Source organism: Lactonifactor longoviformis DSM 17459 (assembly GCF_900129135.1).
Lineage (GTDB): Bacteria > Bacillota > Clostridia > Lachnospirales > Lachnospiraceae > Lactonifactor > Lactonifactor longoviformis.
The window spans coordinates 86,393-102,423 of sequence record NZ_FQVI01000014.1; the positions used below are offsets into that span (position 1 = coordinate 86,393).

Annotated in this window: 13 protein-coding genes; 8 read left to right on the forward strand and 5 right to left on the reverse strand. The window is 47.6% G+C overall.

Annotation, left to right across the window (positions count from 1 at the left end):
- Together BUA56_RS13560 and BUA56_RS13565 are read right to left on the reverse strand one after the other, a co-directional pair.
- Nucleotides 1-657 carry a VanZ family protein gene (locus BUA56_RS13560; RefSeq protein ID WP_072852607.1) on the reverse strand — a complete coding sequence of 219 codons (657 nt, stop codon included), beginning with the start codon at nt 655-657 and terminating at the stop codon, nt 1-3.
- Nucleotides 658-913: 256 nt separating this feature from the next.
- Entirely contained in the window at nt 914-1,732 is an 819-nt protein-coding gene (locus BUA56_RS13565) for a polysaccharide deacetylase family protein (protein ID WP_072852609.1), read from the reverse strand.
- A 195-nt stretch (nt 1,733-1,927) separates the two neighbouring features.
- On the opposite strand from BUA56_RS13565, the gene BUA56_RS13570 reads away from it, so the two are divergent.
- Together BUA56_RS13570 and BUA56_RS13575 are read left to right on the forward strand one after the other, a co-directional pair.
- The gene (locus tag BUA56_RS13570) at nt 1,928-2,701 is read left to right on the forward strand and encodes a GNAT family N-acetyltransferase (RefSeq protein WP_072852611.1); all 774 of its coding nucleotides are present in this window, start codon (nt 1,928-1,930) and stop codon (nt 2,699-2,701) included.
- An 88-nt stretch (nt 2,702-2,789) separates the two neighbouring features.
- Nucleotides 2,790-4,172 carry an MATE family efflux transporter gene (locus tag BUA56_RS13575; RefSeq protein ID WP_072852613.1) on the forward strand — a complete coding sequence of 461 codons (1,383 nt, stop codon included), beginning with the start codon at nt 2,790-2,792 and terminating at the stop codon, nt 4,170-4,172.
- Here the strand turns inward: BUA56_RS13575 and BUA56_RS13580 are convergent.
- Nucleotides 4,169-5,851 (reverse strand): GGDEF domain-containing protein, encoded by a 1,683-nt coding sequence (locus tag BUA56_RS13580; protein WP_072852614.1) that lies wholly within the window; start codon nt 5,849-5,851, stop codon nt 4,169-4,171. The genes BUA56_RS13575 and BUA56_RS13580 overlap by 4 nt on opposite strands.
- Nucleotides 5,852-6,049: 198 nt before the next feature.
- Between BUA56_RS13580 and nudC the strand changes: the two genes are divergently transcribed.
- Complete coding sequence (gene nudC, locus BUA56_RS13585; RefSeq protein WP_072852616.1) at nt 6,050-6,886, forward strand: NAD(+) diphosphatase; 837 nt, start codon at nt 6,050-6,052, stop codon at nt 6,884-6,886.
- Nucleotides 6,887-6,948: 62 nt separating this feature from the next.
- Here the strand turns inward: nudC and BUA56_RS13590 are convergent, their stop codons facing one another.
- On the reverse strand, nt 6,949-10,137 hold the full coding sequence (locus BUA56_RS13590) for a UvrD-helicase domain-containing protein (RefSeq protein WP_072852618.1): 3,189 nt from the start codon (nt 10,135-10,137) through the stop codon (nt 6,949-6,951).
- A 41-nt stretch (nt 10,138-10,178) separates the two neighbouring features.
- Complete coding sequence (locus BUA56_RS13595) at nt 10,179-10,970, reverse strand: IclR family transcriptional regulator (protein WP_072852620.1); 792 nt, start codon at nt 10,968-10,970, stop codon at nt 10,179-10,181.
- 197 nt (nt 10,971-11,167) lie between these two features.
- Between BUA56_RS13595 and BUA56_RS13600 the strand changes: the two genes are divergently transcribed.
- From BUA56_RS13600 to BUA56_RS13620, 5 genes are all read left to right on the forward strand, one after another.
- Entirely contained in the window at nt 11,168-12,079 is a 912-nt protein-coding gene (locus tag BUA56_RS13600) for a dihydrodipicolinate synthase family protein (RefSeq protein ID WP_072852622.1), read from the forward strand.
- A 204-nt stretch (nt 12,080-12,283) separates the two neighbouring features.
- Complete coding sequence (locus tag BUA56_RS13605) at nt 12,284-13,576, forward strand: TrkH family potassium uptake protein (protein WP_072852624.1); 1,293 nt, start codon at nt 12,284-12,286, stop codon at nt 13,574-13,576.
- 13 nt (nt 13,577-13,589) lie between these two features.
- Entirely contained in the window at nt 13,590-14,255 is a 666-nt protein-coding gene (locus BUA56_RS13610; protein WP_072852626.1) for a potassium channel family protein, read from the forward strand.
- A gap of 90 nt (nt 14,256-14,345) precedes the next feature.
- Nucleotides 14,346-15,080 carry an ABC transporter ATP-binding protein gene (locus BUA56_RS13615; RefSeq protein WP_072852628.1) on the forward strand — a complete coding sequence of 245 codons (735 nt, stop codon included), beginning with the start codon at nt 14,346-14,348 and terminating at the stop codon, nt 15,078-15,080.
- Nucleotides 15,081-15,998: a SufB/SufD family protein gene (locus BUA56_RS13620; protein WP_072852630.1), complete on the forward strand. Its 918-nt coding sequence runs from the start codon at nt 15,081-15,083 to the stop codon at nt 15,996-15,998.
- Nucleotides 15,999-16,031: the final 33 nt, after the last annotated feature.

Sequence of the window (16,031 nt, forward strand, 5' to 3'; positions counted from 1 at the left end):
CTATAAGATATTGTAGATCGTATTCCATACATAGCTCAGTAGAGGGGAACCAAGGAAGAAGTAAAAAAGAAAAATCAGCAGTATAGTGCAAAGTCCGGTGTATTTGAGAGAGAAACCTTCCTCCTTCTGCGTATGCATCTGAAAAAGTGTGAGTTTTCGAAAACACAACGCGAAGATTCCATAGCCGGCTGCCGCCCCCAGGGTATTCATCAGCAGATCGTCTATGTCCGTTGCCCTCCAGTTAAAAAGCTGGCTGGTTTCGATGAGCAGGGAAAACAGAAACCCTGTTATTACTGTCCGCTTTAAACTGTGGCTGCTTTTCCAGAGAACGGGAAGAGCAATCCCCACAGGCACAAAAAGAATAATGTTCATTATTAGCCCAAAGGGGCTGCCTAATCCCCAACGCAGAGGGATGAGGTTGATTTCTTCCAGACGGATCAGAGAGTCAGCGTGGCGGCCTATGTCATTGATACCTCCGGCTCCGGTGATGGAAAATACAGCGGTCATCAGACAGGCCAGCAGCTGCCATCCAATTAGGAACCCCCAGGTCAGCTTAATGCCTTTCCGTCTGTAAAAGATACAATATCCTGCCTCAAGCAGAAGATATGGCAGGAAAAGAATCAGATAATTTTCTAATGCGTTAAATATATAAAGCATTTCAGTCACCTCCTGGTATATAAAAATATCACAGAAATCTTAATATGGTAGAAACATTTTGCTTAATACTTTCTTAAACTAAACATAAGTTTAGTCTGCCAGAGAACAAAGCTGCAGATGAAAGCGAAGAAGGACTGAAAAGCCAGGTGAATGAGGAGTATGGGAGAAAAATGAATGCAGAAGGAGAAGGGCGGGCGCATAATGCAATATGCGACCCGCCCTTCTCCTTCTGCATTCTGGATTCCTGGACGGCAGCTCAGCTAGAGCCGTCAATCTGATCTAAGGTCTTAAACGTATACCCCATTTCTTCCCATTTTGTGAGAAGTTCATCCATGATATCAGCGTTGGTCTTGGAAGTACTGTGGAGCAGTACTATGGCCCCTGGATGAATACGCCCAAGCAGCTTTTTATACGCTTCCTCTTTGGTGGGCTGATTGTCCTGATACCAGTCTACATAGGCCAGACTCCAGAAAAAGGTTTTATAGCCCAGTTCTTTTGCCATCTGGAGATTGTTTACACTGTATTTTCCCTGGGGCGGCCGGTAGAACTTGGTGATGGGTTCTCCGGTGGTCTGCTCATAGAGGGTTTCTAATTCCCCCATTTCTTTGGAGAATGCATCCATACTGGAGATTTTAGACATATCCGGATGGTGGTATGTATGATTTCCCACAGTGTGTCCCTCCGCCACCATTCGTTTTACCAGATCCGGGCTGGTTGAAATGAAATTGCCTACAACAAAAAAGGTGGCGTGTACATTATGTTTCTTTAATGCATCCAGGATGGGAGCTGTATTGCCGTTCTCATACCCCGCGTCAAAGGTGAGGTACAGCACTTTTTCCTCAGTATCCTCGGCGTAATAAGCGTCATATTGCTTCAGTTCATCCATAGTGGCATTGCCGATGGGAGGTTTTCCCTCTTCGGGAAAACTAAGACCCCAGTTCCCTTCCGCTGAAGTCTGAATAGCTGCCGCCTGCCGGGAGGGAACCCTCTGTGCGATAAACCTGCCGGCAAGAAAAGCCGCCGCGAAGAGAAGGGTGATTTTTAAGAAGTTTTTAACGAAGGTTTTATTGATCATAAGAATCGCCAAATAGTATTTGCTTTAAGTATATTGTGATACTTTTCAAAATATACCCATGGCAGGCGGGAAAGATGCCTGAAAATCCCATTTGCAGGTGGAAAAAAGGTGGGTCCGATGATATACTGAGAGTAAGTTTTCCCGGCAGCTGCGGAGGCTTCCGGGGCTTTTTATTTGACAGTGGGAGGATTTTATATGGTACTTTTAGAACAGGAAGACAGATATAAAATTGAGCCCTTATTTGAAGGGTGGCAGGAGACTATGATATGGTCCTGCCTTCAGGGATATATGGGAAGGGCCTGGGCGGATCGAAGGGACAACCCGACATCTGCAAGGATCATTATAGGGGACTTCTGTTTTTTTGCCGGATCTCCCAACAGGGAAATGGTGGGAAGTATGCCCAGGGACTGTTTCCCGGATGTTATCCTAATGATTCCCCAGAACAATTACTGGTCCCGGCTGATTGAAAAGGAATACAATAAAAATTATGTTGTTACCACCCGGTATGCTATAAAAAAGGAACCAGATGTCTTTGACAGAGCGAAACTTTCCGGGTACGCCCAGGCCCTGCCTTCAGGCTATGAACTGAGAAGAATTGATAAGAGACTGTTCAGAATCCTGAACAGACAGAAGTGGTCTGCTGACTTCTGTTCACAGTTCAGCGGATGGCCGGAGTATGAGAAGCATGGGCTGGGAGTTGTAGCAGTCTATGAGGGAAATCCGGTATCGGGGGCCTCTTCCTATACGTATTATAACGGGGGCATTGAGATTGAGATTGATACCAGACGTGATCACAGAAGAAAGGGACTTGCTTTGGCATGCGGGGCAAGGCTGATCCTGGAGTGCCTGGAGCGGGGGCTGTATCCCAGCTGGGATGCCCATGACAAACGCTCCGTGGCCCTTGCAGAGAAGCTGGGGTACCATCTCGACAAACCTTACACGACGTATATCATTTCAGACATTAATTAGGCGATGGCAAATTCATATAACTTTTTCTTGCATCCGGCCCTAAAACAGTATATAGTGGATTCCGGATTACTTTTGAGGAGAGGTTATTATGAAAGAGAAAGAAAGGAAATCATCTGTCAGGGATATGACCCAGGGAAGTCCTATGAGATTAATTTTGGGCTTTGCTCTTCCCATGATGCTGGGTTTTTTGTTTCAGCAGTTTTACAATATGGCAGATACTGTAATTGTAGGAAGATTTTTGGGAGTAAATGCACTGGCTGCCGTGGGGGCAACTGGTTCCATTAACTTCTTTGTCATTGGGTTTTGTATGGGAATCTGCAATGGATTTGCTATACCAGTGGCCCAAAAATTCGGGGCAAAGGACGAAAAAGGGCTGAAAGCCTATGTGGCAAACAGTGCGATCCTGGCAGCAATTTTTGGGAGTGCGATGACGGTGCTTGTGGTGCTGTTCTGCAGAGAGATCCTGGAAGTTATGAATACTCCCGCAGACATTATTAACGGTGCCTATGATTATATTATCATTATATTTGCGGGAATACCGGCGACCATCCTGTATAATATGGTGTCAGGATATATACGCTCTCTTGGGGATGCCAAGACACCGGTTGTATTTCTCACCATTTCCTCCATAATGAATATTATACTGGATCTTGTCTGTATTCTGGTTTTAGAGATGGGAGTGGCGGGAGCTGCCTGGGCGACCGTTGTATCTCAGGGAGTATCCGGAATCGCCTGTTTGGTATACATGATAAAACATTATCCCGTGCTCAGACTGAAGCGGGAGGATTGGAAGCTGAACAGCCATTTTGTTGGAGTTTTGTGCAAGATGGGGATTCCCATGGGACTTCAGTATTCGATTACTGCCATTGGCAGTGTAATTCTTCAGGTGGCAGTAAACTCTCTGGGAGCAGCAGCAGTGGCGGCGGTTGCTGCCGGATCTAAAATGGGCTGTTTTTTCTGCTGCCCCTATGATGCTTTGGGAGCTACCATGGCTACCTACGGAGGTCAGAACGTGGGGGCAAGAAGACTGGACCGAATCGGTGCGGGTCTGAAAAGCTGTGTTCTTCTGGGAGCTGCTTATTCAGGAATCTCTCTGGCACTGATTTTATTTTGGGGAAAGAATATCTCCTACTTGTTTGTGAGCAGGGGGGAGACGGGGATTGTTCAGGATATCTATCAGTTCCTGGTCTTAAATGCAGTGTTTTATTTTCTCCTTTCCCTGGTGAACAGCATCCGTTTCCTGATTCAGGGAATGGGGTACAGTATATTTGCGGTAACAGCCGGAGTCTGTGAGATGGCCGCCCGCACCTTGGTGGCGTTTTTCCTGGTGCCGGTATTTGGATACACTGCCATCTGCCTGTCAAACGGGCTGGCCTGGGTTGCAGCGGATCTGTTTCTGGTTCCGGCCTATTTTTATGTGATAAAGCATCTCAGAAAGATGCTTGGTATCAGAAAAGGGGATGTGCTTTAGCGGCATATCCCCTTTGTGGCTGCTTTATTCTTATACATATTCTGATCTGCGGCTGATAAGATGCTGTCTATATCTTTACGGCTGTCTCCGTCATTCGAGGCATATCCCCTGGCAATGGACAGGGAATAGATGCTTTTCGTGTTAAACTGTGCGATATCCTGATCCATAATGCGAAAAAGATGTCCGGGAGAAATATTCCCTTTTTCTATGAGAACTACAAATTCATCTCCGCCGATGCGGTAGGTGGTTCCCACATTCTGAAAGGCGTTCTTGATACTTCGGGCAGCGCCTTTTAAGAGTTCATCTCCTGCTCTGTGTCCATAGGTATCATTGGTTTCTTTCAGATTATTCAGATCCAGCATGACAACGGTAAGGGGTCTCCCCGAGATACCTGACTGCCGGAGTCTGTCTATACACTCATCGAAAGCAATACGATTGGGTGTCTGGGTCATGATATCAGTGTAGGCGAGCTGCTGATACAGCTTTGTCTGCGTGCGCTCTTCCAAAAACCGGATTAGATTCTTTCCGGACAGAAATAGCAGAATTCCGATAAACATTATCAGTCCGTATCTGAAAAAGCGGCTGTTGTCTGTGTTGGGCCGCAGATAAAACTGCACCAGAGCGGCAATGGAACAGAGGATCAGAAGGAGAATGGCCGCCAGTATTCCCTTTGCTTCAAAAGATGCATGGAGTCTGACCTCGCGGAAAAGAAGGACAATGATAATCCCAATGTACAGTAGGATCAGAAGGTGGGTTACGGGAAGCATAGATGGGAAGTCAAAGGATTCTATGCTGTAAAGTAAAAATTGGACGATTATGTTTACAATCAATACACACTGCATCCCTATGAGGAGTGATTTGCCCTGATGGCAGGCAGAACGTACAAAGGACAGCAGAGGGATGGGCAATGCCATAAAGGAAAAAAAAGAAATTAGGCATACCATAGTAGCGTTGCTGCATATTAGCTGAGGGAGTTCCGAATCAGACCACATCCAAAGCGCAGACAGTAATAGAAAACTGCCGATATACAGAAAACTCTTATAGTCATAGGACAGCTTCTTGATATCCTGTACAAGGTACACCAGATATAGCAGCAGTGCGGTCAGAAACATGAAAATCAGACATACAGCCAGAGTAAAGTTATTGGAGAGTATATCCAGAACAAAGGCGTCTGAGGATCCAAGCTCTATATTTTGGAGGCCTTTGACCGTAATTGACGTGGTACTTTTTAGGTGAAGGCTGATTGTCTGTCCCTCATACTCCGGCTGCAGGGGAATAAAACACCTGAAATTCCCCAGTAGTTTTCCGGCCGGAGTGGATGCTGAACTTTTGTATTCGTATATACAGAGCTCCCCGGCATAGGCCTGGATTTCCTGGAACTGATTTTTAAAGCTCAGGTATTTAATGTCGGTCAGGGGCGGTATCTTGTGACAGAGTATTAGTTCTTCGCCGCCGTTGGACAGCGAAAAAGGAAAAGACGCAATGGCACGCTCCTCGTCCCCCTCCATATAATACCAGCCTTCTGTGAAGGAAGTGACTTCTTCCTCGGGCGGTCGGATATCCGGGAGATCCGATGTCAAAAACACAGTACCTAAAATCCCCAGGAAAAATAAGGATGCACAGATCCAGAGAATATTACGTATTGTCTTTTGAAAATGTTTGCTTTCTATTAAGGGCATATTCTCTCTTCCTTCTCTATTGGGTACGTATCCGATACTAAGTATATTGTGACAGAAAGCCAATGATATTTCAAGATAATATATTTTTCTGCACAGAGAAATGAAGGCTGGGAAGAACTTACGGATAGGCGGCGGCCGGTGCGTGTGCTATACTGTAATTACGATACAATTAAAATACAGTAACGGAGGAAAGTAGACATGATACAGGACATTGCGCCTCATGAGTACCATAATGAATGGAGGCCTCAGCCGCCTGAAGCGGAAAGCTATGTATTATTTTACCGGGGGAAGGAGGTACTGGTGAAATGGAAGGGAGAAGCATTGGATTTCCCCAGATTTTCCGATCTGGAGGATACAAACGACAGTCTCTGGGAAACCAGTACCTATCTCTTTACCATTGACAAGGATAGATATTATCTTTTGGAAAACATTGCATATCCTTTAAATGATACCTACCGGATGGAGAACCTGGAGATTTTCAGAACAGTCTCCCCGGGCTATCTGGCTTTTGCAGGAATTACAGGCGCCCAGCTGTACCGCTGGTACCGGAACCACAGATTCTGCGGGACATGCGGCAGGCAGATGGTACATAGCGAAAAGGAACGTATGGTGTACTGTCCGGCCTGCAATACCATGGAATATCCCAAGATATCCCCTGCGGTTATAGTGGCGGTAACGAATAATAACAGACTGCTTATGTCAAAATATGCAAACCGGGACTTTAAAAAATATGCGCTTATAGCAGGCTTTGTGGAGATCGGTGAGACGGTGGAGGAGACAGTCAGGCGGGAGGTTATGGAAGAAGTCGGCTTAAAGGTGAAGAATCTGAGATATTATAAAAGCCAGCCATGGTCATTCACGGATACCATACTGATGGGATTCTTTGCTGAGCTTGACGGCGAAGAGGAAATCACTCTGGACCGGGAAGAGCTGGCCATGGCAGAATGGTTTGAGCGGGAGGAGATTCCGGTAAAAGAGCGGAGTGTCAGCCTGACGAATGAGATGATTCTGAAGTTCAAGGCCGGGGAAGTATAGACCTCCCCGGTGTGCCCTTTTATATACGACTGCCTTAGGATTATATCCTTACTTACATAAAATTACATCTCTTTCATTACATCAAACAAACTAATCTGACGTACTTCACCGTCTTCTCTTTCTTTCCCGATTTTTTCTTTTTGCACCAGTTTCTCCGGGATTTCCTCTATAAATGGTGAGGGCTTTTCGGCGGCAGTTATGAGTACCAGTTCTTCTTTCGCCCGTGTAAGCCCCACATAGAAGAGGCGCCGCTCTTCTTCCAAAGCGGACTCTTCCCGGGCCTGGGCCTGGGGCAGGATGCCTTTGTTCAGTCCGGCCAGGAAGACGGCAGGGTATTCTAACCCTTTGGCAGCGTGGAGGGTCATGAGGGTTACTGCGCCGGAGGCGTAGCCTTTCCCCCAGCTGCGCTTCAGATCGCTCTCCTGGCCGAAGGTAACGGTGTCCAGAAGCGACTGCATAGTGGAGTGGAACACGGCCATATTGGAGAATTTGCACAGGCATTCGTCTTCAGTAAGTCCAAGATCTTGAATCCAGGAGTCTATCAGCTTCTGGGGTTTTGTTCTTCTCACCCTGGAAGTATATTTTTTTGTAAGAGTTTCCAGAACTGCGCTGTCTCTAAGCGGTTCCAGATGCCTTTGACTAAGTGCCAGGGCGGAGGTATCCTCCGGGTGGAGGAGATGCCGGAAAAAGCTGAGCGTTCCTTTCACGGAGGGGTGTGAGAGGTAGTCCTCACGTCCGGTGACAATATAGGGGATGCCCTCCTTTTTCAGACATTTTTCTATCAGCTGTGCCTGGCGGTGGGTGCGGTAGAGAACGGCAATATCCGAAAATCCATAGACACGCCGTTCTATGACTCCTCCGGTGTCCACATCCAGCATATCAATGCCGCCTACCATGCGGTTAATCTCTTTGGCAATATAAATCCCCTCGGAGAGGCCTCCGGGACACAGGGCCAGGCGGACAGGCTGGCCTTTGGGGGATACCGGACACAGGGGCCTGTGTTCTCCCGGGCTGGGGGATATTGCTGTATGAGCAAGTGAGAGGATTTCCCCGGAGGAACGGTAGTTTTCTTCCAGATAAATTTCTGTAAGTTCCGGATAGTCCTCTCTCAGATGCTGGAAACAAAGTGCATCTGCACCCCGGAAACCATAGATTGCCTGATCGGGATCCCCAATGACAAAAAGTTCCTTTCCATTTTGGCTCCACAGCTGAATCAGCCGGTATTGCAGAGGACTGATATCCTGAAATTCGTCTACCAGAAGATAGCTGAAACGTTCCCCCAGGACAGAGGAGGCATCTTCCCGTTCCAAAAGTTCAATGGTCTTCACAAGGAGATCATCAAAATCCAGCAGCTTATTCTCCTGAAGAGATGCTGCGTAAGCCTGAAACGCTTCCGGGGGAAGGGCAAAGCTGTTCTGTGTCATACCGGCTTTTATCCGGGAGACTTCTTTTATAAATGATTCCGGGCTGACGGATAATGCAAAGCGGGAGATTACTTCCCCGGCTTTGTCCAGGAGTGTATACTCATCTGCAAGGATATATCCGGGATAAACACTGGTGTAGAGCTGATAGCAGATGGCGTGAAAAGTTCCCACGTTCAGCTGTCTGAGACTTCTGGAATTTCCCAGCTCCAGAGCCAGGCGTTCTTCCATCTGCGCAGCGGCTTTTCTGGTAAAGGTAACAGCAGTAATCTTGGACGGACCCACTTTTCGCTCCTGGAGAAGATATAGAATTTTAGCGGTAAGGGTATGTGTCTTGCCGGTTCCGGGTCCCGCAATGACGGCGCATACGGGGGCATAAGATCGCACTGCCTCCTCCTGCCGGGGATTCAGGCTTTGGGTAAGTGAACGGGGGCATGTTCTCTTGGCGGACTGCCCGGTACTGGAGGACGCTTCTTTTTTTTCGGAGATCTCCGGGACGGAGCGCCCTGGGTCTGTTCTCTGGTCAGAGGAGGGTGCCGCCTCCAGAGAGGAAAGCTCTTCCATAGAAAACAGATTCATCTGACCGCTGAAAAAGTCTATCTCATAGGGATTTAAAACCTTAATGGTGCCGTATTCACCGTCAAACCCAGGGCTTCGTTCCACCCGTCCCTCCCGCAGGCGCCGGATTCCCTCTGCGATCACTGGTCCGGAGACCTTTTGTATATCTTCCGGGGGGATTTCCCTGAGAAGAGAGAATTCCGGCCCTAAATGGTTCAGCAGCTTTTCATACTCAGCGGATACCTTCTTGCTGGAGGGAGAGGAAGCCGTACAGGAGGCAATGACTTCGGGGAGGGGCACCAGACTTTCAAAGGGTTTGCCCTGTGAGAGGACAAAGTCCTCCGGGCGGTCAGCCAGTTCCTCGACTCTGTGCAGCACTCCGATGGTAAGCTTTTTCCCGCATACAGGGCATTTATTACCGTGAAGTGCGGCCTGTGCGGGGCTGAGCCGCAGATGGCATTTCCGGTGGCCGTCAAAATGGTATTTTCCCTCTTCCGGAAAGAATTCTATGGTACCGGCCAGTCCTTTTCCTGTCTGCAATGCCTCACAGAGGGCCGGATAGGACAGCTCAGTATCCAGAAGATTCGCCTCCCGGCCCAGTTTGGCCGGAGAGTGGGCGTCGGAATTGGATACCAGCTGATACTTGTCCAGGGCAGAAAGGCGCCAGTTCATGGCTGGATCAGAGGAAAGCCCTGTCTCCAGGGCATGAATATGGGAAGTCAGATCCTCAAAGCATTCCTCTATGGTATCAAAGCCAGAAAAAGCACCAAACAGGGAAAAGTGGGGGGTCCAGATGTGCGCCGGAATAAAAACAGCCTGAGGGCAGGTTTCCAGGGTGATTTCCAGGAGATCGCGGCAGTCCAGTCCGAGAATGGGCCGACCGTCTGAGTGGATATTGCCGATGGCCTCCAGCTTTCTGGACAGAGCTTCCGCGGCATCGAGCCCCGGAAGCAGAATGAGGCTGTGTACTTTTCTTACTTTCTCATTTTTTTTATAGATGGAGCTGATTTCTCCTGAGACAACAAATCTGGGGGGCTGCCCCGGGGAACATAAATCCGGATGCCGGTAAGAGGGATTCAGGGTATAGAAGCCTTCCTCGGCCGGAACCAGTTTTTGGGCCAGTTCGTCTCTCCAGGCAGGGTGAGTAAAGTCACCGGTGCCTAAGAGCTGTATGCCTTTTCTTCTGGCCCAGAGGTCCAGATATTCTGGTGTGCATTCCCTGCTGGTGGCCCGGGAATACCTGGAATGTATATGAAGATCTGCAATGTACATGAGTTCACCTGCTTTCTGTAAATGGTCAGTGTCAGACGGTTCTAGGGATGAAGTAAGGTAAGGCTGGAGGCATCCAGATCGTTTTCCCGGAAATAGTCCTCGATTTTGCCTTTGCTCTCTTTTAAAAGGGAGATGATTCGTTCGCTTTTTTCCGGAGTGTCGCGGTATATGGGGACACTCACGCTGAGTCCTCCCACAACCTCATGGTCTTTTGTCAGAGAGACCGCGATACATAAAATCTGCTCGGTAGCTTCCTCCCGCTCCTTGGCATATCCTCTGAGCCGGCAAAGCTCCAGTTCCCGAAACAATACTTCAAAGTCCGTAATGGTTTTTGGGGTAACCGGGCATAACCCCCGGGGATAAAGTTCTTTCACCGCCTGGGGGGAGGTATGGGAGAGGATCGCCTTTCCCATCGCCGTACAGTAGAGCGGCATTCGTTTGCCTACATAGGACACAAGACGGATGGGGGCATCAGATTCCTCCTTGGCAATATATAAAAGATTGGACTGCTCCTGGATGCCCAGCTGACAGGTCTCCTGGGTTTGCTTTACAATGGATTTCATTTCACGGTGTATAAACTCCAGAGCGGTCATACTGCTGGTATAGGAATGGCCCACGGAAAATGCGGCTATCCCGATTTGGTAACGGGATGTATTTTTATTTAAAAAGATAAACTTTCGGTGTGCCATGGTGTGAACCAGGGGCATGATGCTGCTTTTGGGGGCATCCAACGTATGAGAAATTTCAGTAAGAGTCAATCCTTCCGGGGTGCTTGCCAATAATTCCAGGATATCAAGTACCCGTTCGGTTGGTCTGTGGCTGGTTGCTGGCATATGAATTCTCCTTTCAACTCTTCAAATTATAACAGAAATCGACAGGAAGAGAAACCGCTGCGGAAGAGAAAATCTTTTGATAAATATGGTTGACTTGCCTATCTTTAGGTGATAGGATACAACTATAGGTACGTAATTACATATTTGGTACGCATATAAGTACTATGAGGAATAAAACCAGAGAAAGGAAGAGAAAAATGAAAAAAGGGAATTATTTTACTCCGGTAGTAACAGCATTTGATGAAAGTGGTCATCCGGATATGGATGCAAACAGAAAGATATGGGAGCACCTGATTGCCGGCGGAGTTGACGGACTGGTTATCATGGGAAGCATCGGAGAATTTTTTGCCATGTCCAGGGAGGAAAAAGAGGCTGTCATTGACCAGGTGACAGACTTTGCCGGGGGCAGAACCAAATTATACATCGGAACCAGCTGTATGACACCGGAGGAGACGGTGGAATTGTCTAATTATGCTCTGGATGCAGGGGCAGATGCAGTGATGGTAATCAGTCCTTATTATTTTTCTCTCTCAGATGAGAACGTAGAGTACTTTTATGATGAAGTGGCGGCCAACATTCACGGCGATATGTTCCTGTATAATTTCCCGGACAGAACAGGATACGATCTCAGTCCCGAGGTGACACGAAATCTGCTGAGGAAGCACAGCAACATTATAGGATACAAGGATACGCTGGGGAATATGGGGCATACCAGAAAGCTTCTTTGCACTGTGATGGAGGAATTTCCTGATTTTATGGTGCTCTCAGGTTTCGATGAATTCTTTGTACATAACCTTCTGGGCGGGGGCAGCGGATGCATTGGGGGACTGTCTAATATCTATCCCGAATTATTTGCCTCATGGGTAAGGGCTGTGGATGAAAAGGATATGGAGAAGGCTTCAGGGATTCAGCAGATTGTGGACGGCCTGATGGCCATCTATGATGTATCAGCCACCTTTATTCCAGTCATTAAAAGAGCTATGGTTATCCGTGGAATCGGTATGCGGGACTGCTGTAAGAAGCCATTTCTTCCAGTCAGTGAGGCGCAGGATAAAAAGATACGAATGATTATGAAAGAAGCAGAGCAGAGGATGGAAAAGCTCTCTTAGCAGTGACATCAGACGGAAAATTAAGAACTCGTAAAGAATCCTTTGGATTGCTTGATTCTTAGGGGGCCTTCTTCTATAATGCGGCTAGAATCATCTATGAGATGATTCCCAATACGCTGCAGGAACATAGTATATAAGGAAAAAAAGCGTAATTGGCGTACCAGACGGGCGTAATTACGCTTTTTACTTTCCGGGGGAGGATGTATGGAATTATTAAAGCGGCAGTCGCCGGGACGTTTGATTGTGTTGGGATTCGCCGGTGTGATACTGCTGGGCACGTTTTTGCTAATGATGCCGGTTTCTGTGAGGGAGGGGCAGCAGGTGAGCTTTATTAATGCTCTCTTTACCTCCACAAGTGCAGTATGTGTTACCGGCCTGATCGCCATTGATACTGCGGATCACTTTACTGTATTCGGAAGGACAATCGTGGCTCTTTTAATCCAGATCGGTGGTCTGGGTGTCACTTCCGTAGGGGTAGGGCTGATTTTATTGACAGGCAAACGAGTTGGAATGAAGGGAAGGCTGATGGTAAAAGAAGCCATGAATGTGGGAAGCCTGAAAGGAATGGTACGGCTGGTAAAAGCAGTACTGCTTATGACCCTCTGCTTTGAGGCTGCGGGGGCCGCACTCAGCTTTCTGGTATTTGTACAGGATTATCCTCCGGTACAGGCGCTGGGAATCAGTGTGTTTCACGCGGTAGCTGCCTTTAACAATTCCGGCTTTGATATTTTGGGAGGGCTGAGGAATCTGATTCCTTACCAAAATGATATCCTTTTGAATCTAACCACCAGCGGCCTTATTATTTTCGGTGGTCTGGGATTTCTTGTAATCCTGGACATAGGCAGAAAGCGATCCTTTAAAAAGCTGTGTCTGCACTCAAAAGTAGTGATTACCATGAGTGTAATTCTGCTGACAGCAGGTACACTGCTTTTAAAAGCAACGGAAGATATCAGCTGGCTGGGAGCGTTTTTCCAGAGTGTATCGGCCCGTACGGCAGGATTTTCTTCATATCCCATAGGAGAATTTACGAATGCAGGACTTTTTGTGCTGATTATTCTAATGTTTATCGGCGCGTCCCCCGGTTCCACCGGAGGAGGAATAAAGACCAGCACTTTTTTTGCCCTGGTGCAGGCCACAAAAAGCGCAGCTACCAATCAGCACTGTTCTGCCTTTCACAGGAAGCTGCCGTATGAAGTATTGTCAAAGGCATTTATTATTACCTTTCTGTCAATGCTTGTGGTGTGTACGGGAACCTTTTTCTTGTGTATACTGGAACCGGAATATACCTTTGTTCAGATCCTTTTTGAGATCACCTCCGCATTTGGAACGGTTGGGCTTTCCACAGGAATCACACCTGAGCTGGGAGATGCGGGGAAGTATATTGTAATATTAACGATGTTTATCGGCAGGCTTGGTCCCCTGACGATTGCTTCGATCTGGAGCTTCCGGCCTGCGGCGGCGGCCAGATATAGTGAAGAGAGTATAACCATTGGTTAAGGAGGAGAGGGTTATGAGAAAAATTAAGACAGACGTTTCCTATGGGATTATAGGCCTTGGGAGATTCGGCCAGGCTCTGGCAGTCACGTTGGCGGACGCAGGAAAAGAAGTGGTAGCTGTGGACAACAATGAAAGTAAAGTAAAAGAAATCCGCCAGTATACAGAACATGCCTATGTGGCAGATGAGCTTACAAAGGAAGTGCTGGAGGAAATAGGGATTCAGAACTGTGATACGGTGGTTGTATGCATCGGAGAGAAAATAGATACCAGTATCCTTACTACTTTAAATGTGGTAAACCTGGGGGTCCCCAATGTAATTGCCAAAGCAATCAGCCGGGATCAGGGTATGGTATTGGAAAAGATAGGCGCAGAGGTGGTGTATCCGGAGAGGGATATGGCACTGCGGCTCGGGAAACGTCTGCTGACGGGCTGCCTGCTGGATTATCTGCCCCTGGAGAACGGGGTGGAGATTACAGAAATTAAGGCTACAGACAAGATTGTAGGCAAAAGTGTGGCGGAAGTGGAGCTGAGAAAACGTTACGGACTGAATATTATAGCCATCGAGCATGAAAACAGGACAGAGACGGAGATAGGCCCCGATTACAGATTCCAAAAAAATGATATTATTGTGGTAATTGGGAAAGATGAAAATGTGGAGAAGTTCGAAGCCTATCTTTGAAATTTCCAAAGTTCTTGCAGACAGACGCACGGGAAAGAGGTATAATGGTATTTGACTGATCCAAAAAAGAATTACAAAGGAGGAAGGAAGATGCTGGAATTAAAGAATATTTCCTTCGACGTGTCAGAGGATGCAGAACAAAAAGGAATATTGCACAATATAAATCTGAAGCTGAAGGATAACCAGTTCATCGCCGTCACAGGACCAAACGGGGGCGGAAAGTCAACCCTTGCAAAAATCATTGCCGGGATTCAGGCGCCTACAGAAGGGCAGATTCTCTGGAACGGAGAAGACATTACGGATAAAAGCATTACGGAGAGAGCCCGTCTGGGAATCAGCTATGCGTTTCAGCAGCCGGTGCGCTTCAAAGGGGTTACAGTTTTTGACCTCCTGCAGCTGGCCAGCGGAGAGAATATAACGGTTACAAAAGCCTGTGAATACCTTTCAGAGGTAGGGCTGTGTGCAAAAGATTATATTAAAAGGGAAGTTAATGCCAGCCTTTCCGGAGGAGAGCTTAAGCGTATAGAGATTGCCTCTATTCTTGCGAGATCCACTAAGATCTCTATTTTTGATGAGCCGGAAGCCGGTATTGACCTGTGGAGCTTTCAGAATCTGATTCAGGTATTTGAGAAGATGCATGAAAAGATACACGGAACGATCCTGGTAATTTCCCATCAGGAGAGGATCCTGAATATTGCCGATGAAATCGTAGTAATCTCAGAGGGCAGGATCAAAGGACAGGGCAGCAGGGATGAGATTCTCCCGGATCTTCTCAGCGGAGAGGATTCCTACGGAGCCTCCTGCTATAAGATGGAGGTGAAATAAATGGACGCTATACAAAAGCATCTGCTGGAAGAAGTGGCAGATCTACATGCGGTTCCCACAGGGGCCTATAATATCCGGGCCAACGGCAAAAGTGTAGAGCGGAATACCACGAGTACCATTGATATTGTCTCTAAGGAGGATGGCACAGGAATCGATATTATCATAAAACCCGGAACAAAGAGGCAGAGTGTTCATATTCCGGTAGTCCTCAGCCAGGCGGGCCTTACCGAGGTGGTATACAATGATTTTTATATCGGTGAAGATGCGGATGTCACCATTATCGCAGGCTGCGGGATCCACAATGGAGGTGCCGAGAGCAGCAGACACGACGGGATCCACCGGTTTTTTATAGGAAAGAATGCAAAAGTTAAATACGTGGAAAAGCACTATGGAAGCGGGGACGGTACCGGAAAGAGAATTATGAATCCTCAGACTATCGTAGAGATGGAAGAGGACAGCTATATGGAAATGGATACGGTTCAGATTAAAGGTGTGGATTCTACCAAGAGGGAGACGCGGGCAGTTCTTGGGGACGGCGCGAAGCTGGTGGTAATGGAACGGCTGATGACTCATGGGAGTCAGACGGCTACCAGTGAATTTGCCGTAGATCTCAACGGAGACGGGGCCAGGGCAAACGTAACCTCAAGATCTGTGGCAAAGGAGGAATCTACGCAGCTGTTTATCTCCAAGATAAATGGGAATGCAAAGTGCAGCGGACATACAGAGTGTGATGCTATTATCATGGATCACGCCAAAATCAGCGCAGTTCCGGAAATCACTGCGAACCATCCGGATGCGGAACTGATTCATGAAGCAGCCATCGGAAAGATCGCTGGAGAGCAGATTATAAAGCTTATGACGCTGGGACTGGCAGAACAGGAAGCCGAAGAGCAGATTGTGAATGGATTTTTAAAGTAAACATGCAGGGTCCGGCCGCAGACGCGGTCCGGG

Bases quoted from the DNA above. Each gene is read 5' to 3' on its own strand.
- BUA56_RS13570 (WP_072852611.1), top strand. From the start codon at position 1,928: ATGGTACTTTTAGAACAGGAAGACAGATATAAAATTGAGCCCTTATTT.
- BUA56_RS13605 (WP_072852624.1), top strand. From the start codon at position 12,284: ATGGAATTATTAAAGCGGCAGTCGCCGGGACGTTTGATTGTGTTGGGA.
- BUA56_RS13595 (WP_072852620.1), bottom strand. From the start codon at position 10,970: ATGCCAGCAACCAGCCACAGACCAACCGAACGGGTACTTGATATCCTG.
- BUA56_RS13610 (WP_072852626.1), top strand. From the start codon at position 13,590: ATGAGAAAAATTAAGACAGACGTTTCCTATGGGATTATAGGCCTTGGG.
- BUA56_RS13615 (WP_072852628.1), top strand. From the start codon at position 14,346: ATGCTGGAATTAAAGAATATTTCCTTCGACGTGTCAGAGGATGCAGAA.
- BUA56_RS13590 (WP_072852618.1), bottom strand. From the start codon at position 10,137: ATGTACATTGCAGATCTTCATATACATTCCAGGTATTCCCGGGCCACC.
- BUA56_RS13565 (WP_072852609.1), bottom strand. From the start codon at position 1,732: ATGATCAATAAAACCTTCGTTAAAAACTTCTTAAAAATCACCCTTCTC.
- BUA56_RS13580 (WP_072852614.1), bottom strand. From the start codon at position 5,851: ATGCCCTTAATAGAAAGCAAACATTTTCAAAAGACAATACGTAATATT.
- BUA56_RS13575 (WP_072852613.1), top strand. From the start codon at position 2,790: ATGAAAGAGAAAGAAAGGAAATCATCTGTCAGGGATATGACCCAGGGA.
- BUA56_RS13620 (WP_072852630.1), top strand. From the start codon at position 15,081: ATGGACGCTATACAAAAGCATCTGCTGGAAGAAGTGGCAGATCTACAT.
- BUA56_RS13560 (WP_072852607.1), bottom strand. From the start codon at position 657: ATGCTTTATATATTTAACGCATTAGAAAATTATCTGATTCTTTTCCTG.
- nudC (WP_072852616.1), top strand. From the start codon at position 6,050: ATGATACAGGACATTGCGCCTCATGAGTACCATAATGAATGGAGGCCT.
- BUA56_RS13600 (WP_072852622.1), top strand. From the start codon at position 11,168: ATGAAAAAAGGGAATTATTTTACTCCGGTAGTAACAGCATTTGATGAA.